The sequence below is a fragment of the Zhongshania aliphaticivorans genome, from assembly GCF_902705875.1.
In the GTDB taxonomy this organism is placed as follows: Bacteria; Pseudomonadota; Gammaproteobacteria; order Pseudomonadales; family Spongiibacteraceae; genus Spongiibacter; species Spongiibacter aliphaticivorans_A.
Window position 1 is genome coordinate 1585340 of sequence record NZ_CACSIK010000001.1, and the last position, 16631, is coordinate 1601970.

General features: G+C 45.2%; 15 protein-coding genes. 4 read left to right on the forward strand and 11 right to left on the reverse strand.

Annotation, left to right across the window (positions count from 1 at the left end; translation table 11 throughout):
• Positions 1 to 3: 3 nt before the first annotated feature.
• From AELLOGFF_RS07200 to AELLOGFF_RS07235, 8 genes are all read right to left on the reverse strand, one after another.
• Complete coding sequence (locus AELLOGFF_RS07200; RefSeq protein WP_159268062.1) at positions 4 to 876, reverse strand: type II secretion system F family protein; 873 nt, start codon at positions 874 to 876, stop codon at positions 4 to 6.
• A gap of 10 nt (positions 877 to 886) precedes the next feature.
• Entirely contained in the window at positions 887 to 1750 is an 864-nt protein-coding gene (locus AELLOGFF_RS07205; RefSeq protein WP_159268064.1) for a type II secretion system F family protein, read from the reverse strand.
• Between the two features lie 17 nt (positions 1751 to 1767).
• Positions 1768 to 3021, reverse strand: a complete 1254-nt coding sequence (locus AELLOGFF_RS07210; RefSeq protein WP_159268066.1) for a CpaF family protein — start codon at positions 3019 to 3021, stop codon at positions 1768 to 1770.
• Between the two features lie 17 nt (positions 3022 to 3038).
• Positions 3039 to 4352 carry a type II and III secretion system protein family protein gene (locus tag AELLOGFF_RS07215; RefSeq protein WP_159268068.1) on the reverse strand — a complete coding sequence of 438 codons (1314 nt, stop codon included), beginning with the start codon at positions 4350 to 4352 and terminating at the stop codon, positions 3039 to 3041.
• Positions 4353 to 4393: 41 nt separating this feature from the next.
• Positions 4394 to 5314, reverse strand: a complete 921-nt coding sequence (cpaB, locus tag AELLOGFF_RS07220; RefSeq protein ID WP_159268070.1) for a Flp pilus assembly protein CpaB — start codon at positions 5312 to 5314, stop codon at positions 4394 to 4396.
• 164 nt (positions 5315 to 5478) lie between these two features.
• Positions 5479 to 5961, reverse strand: coding sequence for a TadE/TadG family type IV pilus assembly protein (locus tag AELLOGFF_RS07225; RefSeq protein WP_159268072.1), 483 nt, complete (start codon positions 5959 to 5961; stop codon positions 5479 to 5481).
• Positions 5962 to 5995: 34 nt separating this feature from the next.
• The gene (locus AELLOGFF_RS07230) at positions 5996 to 6448 is read right to left on the reverse strand and encodes an A24 family peptidase (protein ID WP_159268074.1); all 453 of its coding nucleotides are present in this window, start codon (positions 6446 to 6448) and stop codon (positions 5996 to 5998) included.
• Between the two features lie 15 nt (positions 6449 to 6463).
• Positions 6464 to 6676, reverse strand: coding sequence for a Flp family type IVb pilin (locus AELLOGFF_RS07235; RefSeq protein ID WP_200842619.1), 213 nt, complete (start codon positions 6674 to 6676; stop codon positions 6464 to 6466).
• 212 nt (positions 6677 to 6888) lie between these two features.
• Here AELLOGFF_RS07235 and AELLOGFF_RS07240 point away from each other — a divergent pair, with 212 nt between their 5' ends.
• Together AELLOGFF_RS07240 and AELLOGFF_RS07245 are read left to right on the forward strand one after the other, a co-directional pair.
• Positions 6889 to 7290, forward strand: a complete 402-nt coding sequence (locus tag AELLOGFF_RS07240; protein WP_419183922.1) for a regulatory protein RecX — start codon at positions 6889 to 6891, stop codon at positions 7288 to 7290.
• Between the two features lie 148 nt (positions 7291 to 7438).
• On the forward strand, positions 7439 to 7870 hold the full coding sequence (locus AELLOGFF_RS07245) for a Spy/CpxP family protein refolding chaperone (protein WP_159268078.1): 432 nt from the start codon (positions 7439 to 7441) through the stop codon (positions 7868 to 7870).
• Positions 7871 to 7954: 84 nt separating this feature from the next.
• Here AELLOGFF_RS07245 and AELLOGFF_RS07250 read toward each other — a convergent pair whose 3' ends face one another.
• The 3 genes from AELLOGFF_RS07250 to mnmC form a co-directional block, all read right to left on the reverse strand.
• On the reverse strand, positions 7955 to 10915 hold the full coding sequence (locus AELLOGFF_RS07250; protein ID WP_159268080.1) for an insulinase family protein: 2961 nt from the start codon (positions 10913 to 10915) through the stop codon (positions 7955 to 7957).
• Between the two features lie 129 nt (positions 10916 to 11044).
• Complete coding sequence (locus tag AELLOGFF_RS07255; protein ID WP_159268083.1) at positions 11045 to 11920, reverse strand: glutaminyl-peptide cyclotransferase; 876 nt, start codon at positions 11918 to 11920, stop codon at positions 11045 to 11047.
• The gene (mnmC, locus tag AELLOGFF_RS07260; protein ID WP_159268085.1) at positions 11913 to 13988 is read right to left on the reverse strand and encodes a bifunctional tRNA (5-methylaminomethyl-2-thiouridine)(34)-methyltransferase MnmD/FAD-dependent 5-carboxymethylaminomethyl-2-thiouridine(34) oxidoreductase MnmC; all 2076 of its coding nucleotides are present in this window, start codon (positions 13986 to 13988) and stop codon (positions 11913 to 11915) included. The genes AELLOGFF_RS07255 and mnmC overlap by 8 nt, the downstream gene beginning before the upstream one ends.
• 63 nt (positions 13989 to 14051) lie before the next feature.
• Here mnmC and AELLOGFF_RS07265 point away from each other — a divergent pair, with 63 nt between their 5' ends.
• Both AELLOGFF_RS07265 and AELLOGFF_RS07270 read left to right on the forward strand, forming a co-directional pair.
• Entirely contained in the window at positions 14052 to 15677 is a 1626-nt protein-coding gene (locus AELLOGFF_RS07265) for a peptide ABC transporter substrate-binding protein (protein WP_159268087.1), read from the forward strand.
• A 2-nt stretch (positions 15678 to 15679) separates the two neighbouring features.
• Positions 15680 to 16624, forward strand: a complete 945-nt coding sequence (locus AELLOGFF_RS07270; protein WP_159268089.1) for an ABC transporter permease — start codon at positions 15680 to 15682, stop codon at positions 16622 to 16624.
• Positions 16625 to 16631 lie beyond the last annotated feature (7 nt).

Here is a 16631-nt window from a genome sequence, read left to right on the forward strand (position 1 = left end):
TCCTTAGTTGCCTAAATTTCCTAGCGCTGTCGAAATTGATACAAGTGCGGGGCCTGCCACCACAATTAATAATGCAGGGAAAAGAAAAACCATCATCACAAGGGACATTTTTCCTGACATTTTGTTAACTTGCTCTTGAAGGTCTAGCTTTCTGCGATTCTGTAAAAGTTTGTAAAGTTCATCTAATGCTTTGTCGATGCTGCCACCGGTTATGGCTTGCTGACGTACAACGATTAGGTACTCTTTAAAGCCTTCTGCATTGGTGCAGCCAATCAGTTCATACAATGCTTCTTCCTGACTTTGTCCAGATTCAATTTTGTTAACCGCGAGCTGTAATTCTTGCGAGCATGTGGGGGCTAGATTACGAAGTTGGTCGCAAATAATAGCCAGTGTTTTTGGAAGAGATAAACCCACGCGCCAAAGCATCCTTGTGGTTTGCACTAATATTAATGTTTCTTGGTTTAGTCGTTCTTGGCGATCTTCTGCAATTTTCTTTAAAAAGAAATAAGCCAAATAAATCAGTAACACAAAACCTAATGTGATGACTAATAGTATGGTGGTAGCAGGGCTACTATTAAAATATGTATATATACCAAGGCAAATAGCGATAGTGGCTACAGCCACAAGGGTGATTGAGATCGCATTCACCTGTTGTTCTGAATTAATCAAGCCTGCACGTCGTAATAATTGAGATAAAGACGCAATATGAGTGTTTTCTTCACGCAATTGCCGCCACATATCTTTGGAGTTAAATTCGAATTCATCACCCCCTTTATCTGATGAGCTCGTTTCTACATGTGCAAGTGCTAACAATAATACTGGTGCAGTACAGAGAATAACGGCGCCAATAACATAATATAGATGATGTGCTTCCATGTTATTCCCCTTATGCTCCTATCGATTTAATCATGCGCCATAACACTACGACACCTAGTATCTGCATGATGAGTGCTGCGATGAGTGTTTGTTGGCCACCGGTGCTGTTCCACATATCTGTAAGGAATCTTGGGTTGTTGTAGAATGTATAGGCAGCAATTCCTGGAGGTAATGCTGCTAAAATAGCTGCTGTCACGCGAGTTTCCCCTGTCATTGCACTTAGCTCGCGTTTGCCCGAGTCTTGCATGCGGAGAATGTCGACAATGTCGTCAAGAATAGAGCGAATACTACCGCCATATTGTTCGTTTATACGAAGGGCCGTGGCCAAAACATCAAATTCATTAAGCTTATTAACACGAGCTTCTCGCTCGAATGCTTGATGCAGGTCGTATCCATAATGAACGCGGCGTACGACTCGCCTCATAACTGTTCCCAGCGGGCGCTCTAAGGTTTCAACAGAATCTGCAAAGGCATTTTCTACTGAGATACCAGCTGATAAGCGTCGAGTAACTTGATTAACGAATGAGGGTAGTTGATTTAACATTTTAGCTCGCCGTTGCGCGCCAATTATTTTCACCATTGAAAAGGCAATGAAAATACAGCCCACTGCTGCCAATACACCAATTTTAAGGGGTAAAATAAGCAAGCTTAGTGCAACCCCAATTGCGGTAATGGCAATACCGGCGTAAACGATTGCCGGCGGCAGTTCAACACCGTTTCTGCCAAGATAGTTCTCTATGGCTGCGGGTAGCTTGGGGCCAGTTTCCGGTATGATTTCATCTTCCGGTGTTGGTTCTTCGGTTTCGCTATTGATGATCATCAAAACAACAAAAGTGAGTCCGACTAATAATAATGCGAGTGCAATCCATAACATAGCAAATCTCCCTAGCTTCAGATATGCGCCAAATCAGGAGATCGGGTAGCGGTCTTCGCACCATCTACGCGGACAACCTGTCGACTCCCTTCGTCGTAGATAAAAATATCTTTCAGGGTTAATTCATTATTAATGACATGAAGTTCAGAAATTTGTAGAACACAGCGCCGACCATCAGGTTTTCTACCAATGTGAACGATTAGATCCAAGGCACTACCAATCATTTTAAGAATTAGTTCACCGCTACCTTTGAATCCGGAAATACCAACCATCATTTCTAAGCGAGTGATGGCGTCTCGTGCGGAGTTGGCGTGGACGGTACTCATTGAGCCGTTGTGTCCCGTATTCATGGCTTGAAGCACGTCTAGAATTTCTCCACCACGGCTTTCACCCACAATAATACGGTCAGGCCGCATACGTAGGGCATTTTTAACTAGTTCCCGCGCCGTTATTTCACCGACACCTTCGTTGTTTTCTGGGCGAGTTTCTAGGCGAACCACGTGATCATTGCGTAGGCGAAGTTCTGCAGCATCTTCAATGGTGACAATACGCTCTGTGGTCGGAATATATTGGCTAAGAATATTGAGCAAAGTGGTTTTACCTGAGCCTGTAGCGCCACTGATGAGAACATTCGTTCTACTTTCTACGGCATTGGTTAGGTAATTAAGAACCTCTTCTGTTACTGAACCTGAGGCGATTAATTCCTGTGCCGTTAATGGATCTTTACGAAATTTACGAATAGAAAGGCAAGGACCATCTAAAGCTAGGGGAGGAACAATAGCGTTAATACGACTACCATCTTCTAACCGCCCATCAACAATAGGGCTAGATTCATCAATACGACGGCCCAAGGGTGAAATCATTCTTCTAATGACCCGCAATACATGGCGGTTATCGAGAAAACGCATATCCGCTTTTTCGAGTACGCCTGCGCGTTCAATGTAAATATTTCTAGGGCCATTAATGAGGATGTCATTGATGCCGGGATCGTCTAGCAAGCTTTGTAAAGGACCGAACCCAACAATTTCATTCAGCAAATGTTTTTCTAATGACTTAAATGTTTCACGGTCAATCGTCGCTTCGTATATACGGCAGTACTGTCGTATATACGCTGAAATGGCTTCTTCCAATTTTTTCTGGTTGTCGTCATAAATAATTTTGTCATCTTCAATTCTATCGATAACAAATTTATGCATGTCTGATTTTAACTTTTCATAATCATCAGTTGGTGCTTTTTGGTTATCTGGTGCTCTGCGTTCAATGAGTCTCATAGCGGAATGCCTAATAATTAGTTAGAAAAGCCAACGCCAGCAGAAGGTGTTGCTGATTTAGTAGGGGTGTCACCCTTCTGGGGGTCACCGAATAACATGCTGGTAAATGATGGCGTATAGTCTTGGTAAATATCGCCAGGTAATTCTTTGATTTCGGTATTTTTAGCAAGAGGTTTAACCAAGTGTGGAGTAACGATCATCACTAACTCTTTGTCGTCTTGTTCAAAACGGGTAGAGCGAAATAGGGCGCCCAGTATAGGTATGTCACCCAAGCCAGGAATCTTATCTGCGTTGTTGTAGGTGTTGCGGCTCACTAGGCCACTGATGATAAAACTTTCACCTGGTGCCATTTGAATCGTGGTGTCTGTGCGACGAACTCGTAGTGCGGGTACCGCTACTCCACCACTTTCTACGCCATTAGAGAAATCTAAATCGCTAACCTCTGGGGCGACTTTTAGCATAATGCTGTTTTGACTGAGTATTGTGGGAGTTAAACGCAATCGTACGCCAAATTCTTTAAATTCAATTTGTACTTGTCCATCTTGTGCTGAGACTGGATAAGGAAACTCACCGCCGGCTAAAAAGCTTGCCGTTTGACCAGAGAGGCTGACAAGTGATGGCTCTGCTAGCGTATAAGCGTAGCCATTTTGCTGTAATGCATTAACGGCAGCGCTAAAGTTTTTACCTGAGTGGCCTATTAGAATCGAAGACGAATCACTTGCGCTCACCAGGCCGCCCATCAACGTATCCAGGTCACCAAAGATGCCAGATATACTAGATATTAAACTTGAAGAGCCCATTGCCAGTCCGGTGTCGCCGCCGGCATAGGCGAGGGCGGTGCCAATTTGTTTTAATTGCGAGCGGCTGTATTCAACGATTTGGATATCGGTTTGAACCTGGACAGCACCTTCTTGAACAGTGTTGTCTATCGCTTTATCACCTGCCGCACTAATTAATTGGTCGTGTTGGCTAAGGGACTGGGTTTTACCTTGTAGAACAACGGTATTGCCTGCCGCGTCTATAGCGACGCCAGCGGTACTAGAGCCAGCTATCTCTGGGACGACATCAATTTTAAAGGTGGTTGGCTCACTACTACCTTGCCACAATAAGAGCTGGGTTGAGCCAGTTTGTTTTGCCGTAATTAAAAATTGTTTAGAGTTGAGTACTTTAAGGCTTGCTATAGCCGGATTACCAATAGCACTGCGCTTAACACTGTATTGAGTGGTAAGGGCTTGCTGCTCACCGGATGTCATGCGTAAGGTTTTGTATGGACTTGCTTGTGCCACACTAACGAGCGCAAGTAGCAAGCTGAATATAAATCCTTTCTTCATGTGGGATACTCCTTTATTGCTTGTGATTTCGCTCGTTTTCATTAGTTGCGTACCTTGATGGTTTCGACTGAATCGCCGCTGTATACATAGACGGATCTAGGAGCTACTGGTGGTTTTAATCCAGTAACATCACGAATGAACGCGGTTCTGTCGGCGTCGCTCATATGTTTTTGGGCGCCTAATTCCGGATCAATCAAGTCGGCATCAGATGCTGCCTCTTCGATGTCTAATTCTCCCAGTGCGACTAGACGAAGCTCCCCCCGCTCTTCAGCAAGCGTTAGTACCGGAATGTCATCTAGGGCGATCTCGAGAACGGCTGAGCGGCTACTTTTTCCTGATTCTTTAATGGTTTTGGAAGAAGGTTTCTTTTTATCATCACTGACGACTATATTTTTGTCCTCGCTTTCGATGTCAGTACCGAAAGCGATAAGACGAACATTTTTAAGCAGCCGCCGTGACATGCTTTTGTTGTAGGTTTCTTTTGATGCTTGCATCGAAAAAATCACATCAACTTGATCTCCGGCTTTTAAAAAACCACCGGCACTTGAAACTTCATTTACCTTTATTGATAACGCTCTGTATCCAGGGTTGATATAAGGTGCTAGTGCACTTTGCTTCTCAAAATTGTTGGCGCGAATGACTGCACCAACTGCAACTTTAGATTCCAGTTTTTTATTGATGATGTCGTCAGCTTTTGTATAGCTGCCTTCAACCAGTAAGGGGTAGGGGATAAGTTGGATATCTTCTGTAGTGATAATTTCGCCCTTGTCCATACTGCGGTTAGCAATGATTAGCTTTTGTGCATATGAAAAGTTGGTCTGCTCAGTGTTCTGGGGCTGTATTTGCTTGGCAGCCCGTATTTTTGCAGAATCCTCCTGGCTAATCTTATAACCAATGATCCCCATGAAAACGGCGCTGATAATGAGCAGCGCTGCGATAATTTTTAATGTCCTTGCTTGCATAGTCGTGTCCCTAAAAAGGTCAATAAATAGTGGGTTTATTGATTACCGCTGTCTTTGAATAAATACTAGTCTGTGTGTCATAGTGATTCTATTGTGACTGTTACGTATTCCGATCTCGGCTTGTACATGCGCCTCAGTTGGCGTGGTAAAAAGGCTGGATAATGTTAAAATAGTAAGCTTGCTCCGCCGGTGAGCTGTTCAGGGAGTGAGGGTAATTTTCCAAATCCCGGCATACTAATTCCGTCGATTAGTGGTTCGGCGCTGATGGCTATTTCACAGAGGATGCCAGTCAACTCGGGTGCTCCCTCTTCAGAGGCTGATGCGTTTCGGCAGTCGTAGGTCCAGCTTAGAGACTCTGGGGCGTAAATGAGAAGACCATTGGTATTGTCTTTTTTAATGCGCGCGGTCGCGATGGCATTGATTTCGAACTCCCAGTCTTCAGGTGTTTCGCAATCGTTGCAAAAGAGTGCCGAGCGAAGTACTTCTTCACTTGAGTAAGTGAAGTTTTGAATTAACAAGAATGCTAGCGCGTAAACAATAATGGCGTAGCAAATAATGAATAATACGGGAAATATAAAGACAAACTCGATAGCAACGGCACCTTTTTGCCGCTGCTTTATTGAGCGATAAAAACTAGGCTTTACCATTGTGATGCTCCATGCAAACCTTCTTGGTGTTAATTTAAATTTTTAAAAGAGTGACTAATGTCGCGCCGATTGCTATTGCGCTTCCCAACGGTACGCCCCTATGAAAAGCTGTGTTGGAAGTTTGAGAGTCTGGGTAGTACGTTTTTATTAATGGCATCTTTAAAATATAATGTTGTAATGACATTAAAAATAACAAACTAATAATTCCCAAAGAAAATACCCAAAGTAATTGCGTTGGTTGCCATAGTGGTGAAATGGCTATCATAAGTTTTACGTCACCTGCACCAACAATTCCTTTTACGTATCCGGGTAGGGTGAGTGCTAAACCAATGACTAAATTGAGCCCGATTAATTTTAAGTTTATCTCCGGAGAAAGGGCGGTATAAAATACCGCCCATCCAAATAAAATTACTACCCAGTTATTGGGTATTCGACGGTTTCGCCAATCGATATACCCAATAATAAGTAATAAGGGGAGTGAGCACATTGTGTTGGTTTCTACTTAGCCACCTGCGGCTGGTTCTACAAGAGTGTCCGCAATATCTTTAAAGGCTTGGTCTATACCTTTACCGCTATCTTCTCCGCTACCAAGTAAGCCAATACCGAAAACAATAATGACAACTAATAGGGCAGCCATTACTGCGTACTCAATCGCGCTGGCACCGCTTTCGTCTTTTTTGAAGTTGTTTAGTTTGCTAGTGATTTTGTTTAACATGATGCATTCTCCGTGATTAAAGTAGTAGGTCGAACATCGCAGGTTTCCCTCTCGGCCTTGGTGCTTACTTTGCTATTTACACAGATTGAATGAAATAAGTAGTTGCCGAAGCCGGGTTAAGGAAAGTAGTAGGTTTAGCGGGGTTTATAGGTATTTTTGTGACGTGGAGCACACTTTTGAGTAACCCTAGGAAAAATATAAGATTAAAGGCAATGGATTTTCTTGCTCGGCGTGAATACTCAAGGTGTGAATTGCAAAAAAAACTACAGCAAAAATTTCCTGGGAATGAAGATATAGCATCCGTTTTGGATGAATTAATTGTTGATGGCTTGCAATCTGATTCGCGGTTTACGGATTCATTTCTGCGTTTACGAGTGAATGCCGGCTATGGTCCTCAATATATTCGCGCTGAATTACGTCAGCGCGGAGTTACAGAAGATATTGTGGAAGAGGCTTTTTCCGATTTATCCGTAGACTGGTTTGACGTGGCACAACAATTATTTTCCAAAAAGTTTAGCGATCAAGATATGTCGGATGCCAAGCTACGTGCTAAGTGTTTGCGCTATTTTCAGTATAAGGGTTTTACCTTCGATCATATTAGAGGCTTGCTCTAATATGCGTTTGGTGTAGATAGTTGTGTGGGTTAAGACCTTTTTTCAGTGAGGCGTGTAATGAGATGGCTTTCGCCAGTCTGTGCAATTTGCACTTTTTGTGATTATCATGTTTGAATCATATATGTGTTTTAAGCCTAGCGAGGGAGAAATGAAGAAATTTAGCTTTATTGTGTTATTGAGTGCGGTGTTGGGTGGTTTTACAGCTAGCCCTGTTTTTGCAGATAATGCCGCTTTTGGAGGAGCTCGTTTAGAAGTTCTTACCGAGAAGCTAAAGTTGACCAATAATCAACAGGAAAGGATTAAAGGCATACTTGCCAATTATAGCAAAGAAGCGGTTACGATACGTGAGGGGCTGGTAGCGGTACAAGATAGTATTCGCCGGGTAAACTTAGCGAGATTAGCTGATAATGATGTCAGTCGATTAAGCCGGGAAGCTGGCCGTCTTTCAGCGGCTCATACAGCGGCGCTGTTAAATACGCAGCGTAACTTTTATGCCTTGCTTGATAAAGATCAAAAGCGTGCTTATAACATAATTCGCTCTGATGCATTACAGGCAGCGGCCAATGCAAGCGCGAAATAGAAAGTATTGGTAGATAATCGCTAATTTAAAGCGGCGTATGAGGGGCTAATAATTGAATTTATTAGTCCCTCATACATAGGAGCTTTACAAGCGTTGTATTGTTAATCCCTCTTGTGCAATCCATTCACTAAGTAACTCAGCCTTAGCTTCATTGCTGACAATGGCAACACTGGGCTCTACATTACTAAAATAGTGCTCACATACTCGTAATAGATCTTCTGCAGACACTGCCAGAACACGTTGCCTAAATTGGCGACGTTCAACCAGTGTGCGGCCAAAAATATTACTGTGGTAGTCTTGTTTTGCTTCCCCTGCCGGTGAGCCTGGTTTGTCGATACTGCTCACTACACCTAATATTGCCTCTTCTAAGCCCTGAGCTGACACGGGTGAGTCAAGCATCCAGCGGATTGACTCATCAAAATCATTTAAGGTCTCTTGTAAGCGCGGGTCGCGATAGGAATAAAAGCGGAACGCCGCTATATTGGAGTCTTGAGAGGCACCGCCGCCATAGGCACCACCTTGTTCCCGTATCGCGCGGTGTAAAAACCCATTTCGCAAATAAACCGCCAACACCGTCAACACAGGGGCGTCGGGGTGGCCGGAGGGGACAGTAGGGTAGGCTTTAGCACAGAAATTGACCTGAGAATTAGCAAGCCAAAATGCTTTGTTTACTGTGCGTAGCGACGGAAGGGAAAATGCGCTGGCAGGGCTAGCATTAAAATCTTGCCAAATGGCACCAGTTTCTGTTTTGAGCTCGGTGAGCTGATGCTCTTCTGCAATAATTAAAAGTTGCTTATTACTCGACAGCATTTTTTTATGAATGACGGCGAGCTCATCGGCAAGAGCGGCCAATGATGCTTTATTGTCTATTTCTTTAGCGAGTTGCTTTACCTTACGTATGCTGAGCAAACCACCCAGCTCTTCATTTACCTTAGCGACAGGGCTCATATTTGCACTGGCAGCACTCATTGCAAGGCCGTGACCATTTCCTGTTACGGCAGATTCGCGTCGACCCTTGAGTTGAGCGATGAGCTCCTTCAAACGCTCATGTTCGTCAAAGCGTAGCTTCTCAAAGGTATCTCTCATTAGTTGGGCTTGTTCACTGGCATTGCGAAGTAGCGCTTTTGATGACAGGACTAAATAGGCTTGGATTTCTTGTTCATTGTCGGTGCTACCACGCATGGTGGTGTAAGCGCTAATGCCACCACATACTTGTGATTGACGCGCTTGTACCTGGAGGTAACTGTGGTCGCCAAGGCCGAGTTCAGTGATAACCAGGGTGTAGATGGAGAGAAGTTGACGTTCATGATCCGTTAACTCTGGCAGGCTAACAAGTAGTTGTTGGTATACCAAGCCGTTTGTCCCTCTACCGTAAGCTGTATAGGGAAGTGAGCCAAAATGGGCGCTATCAGATAGTAGTGCCGGAGTATCGAGTGGGACATCCTGCAGTGTCACTTTAGGCAGTATGGATTCGTCTTCCTCCATCGTTTGGCGCTCAGCTAACGCCGCAGCTTGGTTAATGATTTGCTGTTTTTGTTCGTCAGTTAGTTGCTCTTTTGCTGCGTCTAATCGTGCTTTTTCAGCCTGTTCGATGCGAGTTTGAATCTGTTGGTCTGGGCTCATCACCAAGGTGACGCGATGTGGGTTATCCAGCAGGTTCTGGGCAAGTTGTTTAATGTATTCAGGGCTTTCAGTTTTGGTTCTGATTGCATTGAGCGCAGGGTCTAAATTAAGCAGCTCTATTGGATTACCACGATGTGTTGCACTACCTAAAGCAGTAAGAATTAATTGCAGGCCGTAAGGGTAGCCATCGCCACCTATTTCGCGTTGACGAAGCTCAAGCTGATGAAGAACTGCGTCGACATCGGCTTTAGGGATGCCATTTTGTGCGACCTTACTTAAGGTGTCTAAAATCAACGTCTCTACTTTATCTGTACTTCCGACATTACTGCCTTCTATACCACAGGCAAAAACCATTTCACGCATAGAGTCTTCAAGACCACACATGGGAGAAGGTGCGCTGCCAAGACTCGATGTTTCTAGTGCGTGTAGGAGGGGGCTGGCACTATTATCTAGCAGCACGCCCGCCAATAATTGAGCTTCTAGCTGGGTTTCTAGCTCCGTGCTTTTTCCCATTAACCAAGCGACCACGATGTGGGTTTTGTTGTCAGTTTCTTCTGATGGGGGCAAAGGGTAGCTTTCTTGGACTTTAATTGGGGCGTGGTAGCGTTTTTCATCACCCACGGCGATGTGTGTTGCGAGCGCTTCAAAACGATGAAGTGCTAATTCTTCAAAGCGTGCTTGATGTTCTGCGGCGGGAATATCGCCAAAGGTCATGAAAATAGCATTACTGGGATGATAATGGCTTTTATAGAACGATTTGAGTTGTTCGTAACTGAGGTCAGGTATCGCCTCTGGGTCACCGCCACTATTGTAATGATAGGTTGTACTAGGAAACAGGTATTTGCATAGTGTGTGCCAGAGTTGGCTGGGAACCGAACTCATAGCCCCTTTCATTTCATTAAAAACCACGCCTTTAAATTCTAAATCAGAATTTGCGTCAGCGGAGTCTTTAAATTCCAAGCGGTGGCCTTCTTGGGCAAAATCGAGCGGGTGCAGGCGGGAGAAAAATACCGCGTCTAGGTATACCTGCAGTAAATTTTCAAAATCCTTGCGGTTACTGCTTGCGAAGGGATAGGCGGTCCAGTCCGAGCTAGTAAATGCGTTCATAAAGCTGTTTAAAGAACGGCGAATCATCATAAAAAATGGGTCGCGAACCGGGTATTTCTCACTACCACAAAGTGCGGTGTGCTCTAAGATATGAGCGACGCCTGTTGAATCTTTAGGGACTGTGCGTAAGGCGACCAAGAACACATTTTCTGGATTGTCGCTGGCAATATGATAGTGGCTGGCACCGGTTTGAGTGTGGCGATATTCAGCAATATTCACACCCAATGCGGGTACGTCTTCGTTGCTGAGTAGTTCAAAACTAGGGAATGGGCTTGGATTGATGGTGTTATTAACGCTGGTGTCGACTTGAGTCATACAGGTTCCGTATATTTGGAAAAAAAATAGCTATTGTGGGTATTCTATGGCCTGTGGCTTGTAATTGCATTAGCGCCATCGTTCAGACTTTCTGTATTGGTGGTGGTCTAAAATGGTGATGTGGCGCCATCATAATGATGGCTCCAGTGGTGGCAGGGTAAATTTAATCCGAAATAGAGTCGGCCACAGCTTGCCGGTAACGAGCCAGCTATCATCATGGGCATCATAAGCCACTCCATTGAGCACTGCTTCCGAAGACAGTTGGGTGGTTTTCGATACGTCGTCTTTTAGGGCACTTAGGTCTAGCTTCTTAAGGACGTTACCGTTTCGGCCATTAATGATGAGTAGGTTGTTGGTGTGCCATTGGTTTGCAATCACATAGTCGCCAAGGCATTCAAGTTCATTTAATTTATCGACCGCCTTGCCATTTTCGGTGACGACCAAGGTATTGATTGGCGTCATGGTGTTTGGCGCTAGCCATTGAAGCTGACTACTTCCGTTACTCATCACAAAGTGATCAGCTCGTCCTTCGCTGACGCTAGCGCATAGTCCCCATCCTTCACCGTGGTATGAGAAGGTTTCTAGTACTTTAAAATGTTGAGGGTCAATAATAAGGCCTCGTCCCGAGCGCCACGACAACATGTATAGTTTGCCGCGATATTGGGTAATTCCTTCGGCGAATATATTGGCGGGAAGTGCTGCGCCTTTTATAGAATCTGTGGGTGAAGGTGGAAATTTACGCGCGATGATTTTTGAGTGGCCATATAAGCCGCTACTCTCATAAAGTTTGCCTTGATACAACTCTAAGCCTTGAGTGAATAGCGTTTTTTGGTGGGGGTAGCTAGCTACTAGCTGATAGCCGCTTTCCGCAAGGCTATTCGTGGGCATGATAAAAACCGTGAAAAGTATCGCGCAAGCATATTGCGTCATTTTTACGGTGTGATGAATGAGGCTGTCACCGTAGCTAAGTTGTGTTTTTGGCAATGCTAAAGGCTTATCATTCATCGATATTTTGATTCCGACTAAGTTTGCGAATTAAAAAACGCGCGGGCGACAAACTTTCACATAAACGACGGGGCAAGGGACGAATTTCTCCACAAATATAGCTCGCAAGTAGTTCTGCGCACAATGGTGTTGATGTTAAACCACGTGAACCGTGGCCAACATTGATATATAAATTGGGGTGGTTGCAGGCTGGCGTGTCAATAACGGCTCTGGCGTCCTTTCTTAGGCCTGCGTATTGTTTAGCAAAGTCCCCATAAATGGGGGCGGCACCAGCAATGGGTAAATAGTCAGAGCTGCTGCAACGGAGTGATGCTCGGCCACCTTTGATTATCGCATTCTTTTTGAGTAGCTTTGATGACATGTCTTGAAGTTGGGTGATGTTATCTTCGTGGTCTTGCTGATTAATTCGAGTGCTGTTGTCATGTAATTTAAACGTCGCGCCAAAGCCTAAGCTCCCATTATTAGGGGGTGCAAGATAACCTTCGTGGCAAATGACACATGTAGGTGTGTTCAGTAAACTGGATTCATCAACATAACTTATTTGTCCCCGTATGGGTTTGATGGGTAAGTGTTTTGTTTGTTGAAATTGGCGCGCATCATTGCTGTTGGCAACAACAAGGATATCGCCAGATACAATAATCTCACCCTTTGCATCAAGTACTTGCCAATGCTGGTTTGGCTGGGGAGCCTGTTTCAGTGTTACAGCCTCACAATGTTGAATGAGATTAATATTTTTATGGTTAAGGTCTGCATCGCAAACACTTTTTGGTGATAACCAGCCAGCGTTAGGATAAAAATAGCCACTGCCAGATAAGGGCAGCCCGCTGATTTCCTTGAGTGTGCTCCCAGATACAAACTGCAGCCATTCTTGCTTGTTTAATTGCTTTTTTAGCGCCTCATATTGGGCGATCTCTTTTTCTGACTTGGCTAGCTGTAATACTCCGCACAGATCACCTTCAATGTCGCCGGATTCAAGCCGGTCACGGTAATAGGGCAGCGAAAATAAAAAACTGGCCAGTGTGAAGTTGTTTAGATCACCAGGAGACGGTGATAACTTGGTGTAAAGTACACCCTGAGGATTACCCGATGCGCCACTGGCTGGCGTGTTGCGGTCTATAACTGTGACGTTAATGCCGCGCTCTGCTAATGCTCTTGCTGTACTTGAACCGGCCAATCCCGCGCCTATGATAATGGCATTATTGCTGGGTGATTGTGCTGAGGGGCGATGCCAAGGCACCGCAACAGGGGTTGGTGTAGGGGCGTCAATCGCCGCTATTTGCGTAAATTCGCCGCGCAACATTTCTCGTTTACGGCCAAACCCCGCTACTTTTTCTATTTGGAAGCCTTGAGCACGCAGGCCACGTTTTACAAATCCTGCGGCGGTAAATGTTGCGAAACTGGTTCCATTTTTGCTTAATGCCCCCATGCAGCTGAATAAAGTGTCATGCCACATGTCTGGATTGCTGGCAGGAGAAAAACCGTCGAGAAACCACGCGTCTACACAGGGTTTGCGCTCGTTAGCTTGGTAAACCGAGTTTGGATTGGTTTTAGTGGGTGAGTCGAGGAGTGCCGGCAGGCACTCAAGTGCATCGCCAAACAGTAAATCTAACCGTATTTGTGCATTATTCAACATTCTACGATGCTGGCCGGGTAAGCGCGGCGGATAGTTGTACTGTAGTATATCGGCTAAGTGTTGAAGTTCTGGCCATGAAGCATGGGCGCGCTGTAGATCTCTTGGTAGCAAAGGGTGTTTTTCTACAGATATATAGTGCAGCTGCCAGCTAGAAGGTGCTAGTGATTGCCATAGTTGCCAAGTAATTAGAAAATTTAAACCGGTGCCGAAACCGGTTTCAAAAATGGTGAATGTGCCATTTGTTGCTGGGTCCAGAGCTCGCCAGCGTTCGGCCAGTTTGTTGTGAGTTAAAAAGACATGGCGGCTTTCCTGTATGCCGCTTTCTTGGCTAAAGTAGATGTCGCCGTAATTACCGGCTCGCGGGACGCCATCGGTGCCCCAATCGATATTGGCGGTGTCAATGAAATAGGGGTTTGGGTGTACAGTTTTTGCCATGATAAGTGTGATTTCAGCATTGCCGGGGGGCGTATTGTAGCAGTGAATATAGGGAAATCCTCTTTGCGGTGGTATAGGTCGACTGTGCGATCTTTAAGTAATCTCCTGATTTTTTTCATCTCTATTTGCTTTGCTGCGCAGTTGCACGCACAGGCAGTTGATGCGATCAATAACAAGGTTACGCTTGCTCTTGCGACGGAGCCGCCCACGTTAAACAGTGCGGTTGCGACAGATACTATCGCCAGCTTTGTGTTAGCGCATTTAATGGAAGGCTTGCTTGCTTATGGCCCAAATGGAGACTTAGTTGCCGGTGTGGCCGAGCGCTGGCATTTGGATGACAACGGCGCCAGTTTTTGGCTTAGGAAATCCGCGCGCTGGAGTGATGGCAAACCAGTTACCGCTCATGACTTTGTGTTTGCATGGCGGCATGCTCTAAAGCCCAGTACAGCCTCCCAATACTCCTTTATTTTTTATCCAATTAAAAATGCCGAAGCCGTTAATAACGGCGATATGCCGGTAACGGAATTGGGCGTAGTTGCGGTATCTGATTATGAGTTACGGGTTGAGTTTGGGCAGCCGTGTCCTTATTTTTTGAGCTTGGCGGCGTTCATGACGTTTTTACCGATGCGAGAAGATGTTGTTGACCATTGGGGGGGGCGTTACGCTGCGGATAGCGATAAATTAATGGTAAATGGCGCTTATGTATTAGATAAGTGGGTGCATGGTGCACATTTAAGGCTACGAAAAAATTCGAATTACTGGCAGGCAGATATTATTAAGATCAATGAGATCGATATGCCTTACATCACTGCTGACCCAGGGGCGCAATTTAATTTGTTTCGCGATCAACAAATCGCGATTGCCCCACTGGATACGGGATTGCTTAACGAAGCGGTGAATCGTGGTTTTGACATTGAATACTTTCACACTGGGTCCTTGTTTTTTTTAGAGTTTAATTTTCGTGAAGGGCGCATTACTGCGAATCGTTCATTCCGCAAAGCAGTGCAGCGCTTAATTGATCCAAGTTTACTGGTTAATAAAATTATTGGTTTACCGGGAATTAAACCCGCATATTCCTTGTTTCCAGTCACGGTAAAGGGGGTGAAGTCTTCGTTCAGGGAAGAGTACCCGGTCATGCGGGTAGATCCAGATATTGCCGCTGCACGAAAATATTTGGCTCAAGCTAAAGCTGAGCTTGGTTTAAAAGAAATTTCCCCTCTGGTGTTATTGGTGGGGGATAGCCCAAGAGCATTACAAGAAGCCGAATATTATCAATATCTATTCCAAAAGGGTTTGGGGCTAGAATTACGTATCGATCAGCAGGTCTTTAAACAGCGAATAGAAAAAATGCGTCGAGGTGAATTCGATATTGTGGCCGCAGCTTGGGGGCCAGACTATGACGATATTATGACTTTTGCCGACTTATTTGCTTCTTGGAACGATAACAACCGTGGTCGCTATGATAATCCGCTCTACGACCGCTGGATTCGTTTGGCCCAAACAAGTAATGATGCTCGCACGCGTTTTAATGCTATGGCGCAGATCCAGCGTATTGTAGTGGAGGATGTGCCGATACTGCCTACCTACGAAAATGGGGCTTTATATGTCCAAAACCCCCGTTTAAAAGGCGTGCGGCGCTCAATTTTTGGTGGTGACCCCATCTTTCGTTACGCATGGATTGAGCAGTAGTTATGGTGAGTTTTATAGCCAGAAGGCTCTTGTCTGGTGTCATTACAATTTGGTTTATTGCTACCGCAACGTTTTTTGCTATGCATGCCGTGCCGGGTGATCCACTTACCCAAGAGAAGGCCATGTCGCCTGCCGTGCGTGCACAACTAGAAGCGCGCTATGGTTTGGATAAGCCCTTGTTTGAGCAGTACCAGCTTTTCATGAGCAATATGCTTCATGGCGATTTTGGCATTTCGTTTACGCAAGAAAATCGCAAGGTGAATGACATTATCCGAGAGCATTTTCCGATTTCTGCCATCCTCGGTATTGCGGCAGTGTTAATTGCCCTAGTCGGCGGTATTGCGGCGGGGTCGGTCGCTGCTTATTTTCGTAATCAATGGCCTGACCGGCTTGTTATGATTGCGGTTATTGCCGCAATATCCGTTCCTGGCTTTGTGATAGCAGGTTTGGCACAGCTGGTGATTGTTGCCATGAATAGCGCTGCCGGTAAAACCTTGTTGCCTGTGGCTGGGTGGGGAAGTGTTAGTCAGATATGGGTGCCAGCATTGGTGCTGGGTCTGGGTACTATGGCGTATTTGAGCCGGATTATGCGTGCCTCCATGCTTGAGGTGCTCAGTGCTGATTATAATATTGCGGCTAAGGCAAAAGGGGTAAGTGGTTGGCAATTATTCTGGCATCATCAGCTTCGTAATGCGGTGCTGCCGGTGGTAACTGAATTAGGGCCAACCATTGCAGCAATAACCACGGGGGGCTTTGTTGTTGAGTTGATTTTTGCCATTCCGGGTTTGGGGCGGTATTTTGTTCAGGCAGTTCAGCAACTTGATTACACAGTTATTATGGGAACCACCGTGTTTTATGGCGCATTTTTAGTGTTGGTGGTGGTGTTGGTTGATATTAGTTACGGACTGATTGACCCACGTATTCGTTTGCATCGAGGTAGATCATGAGGCGCAA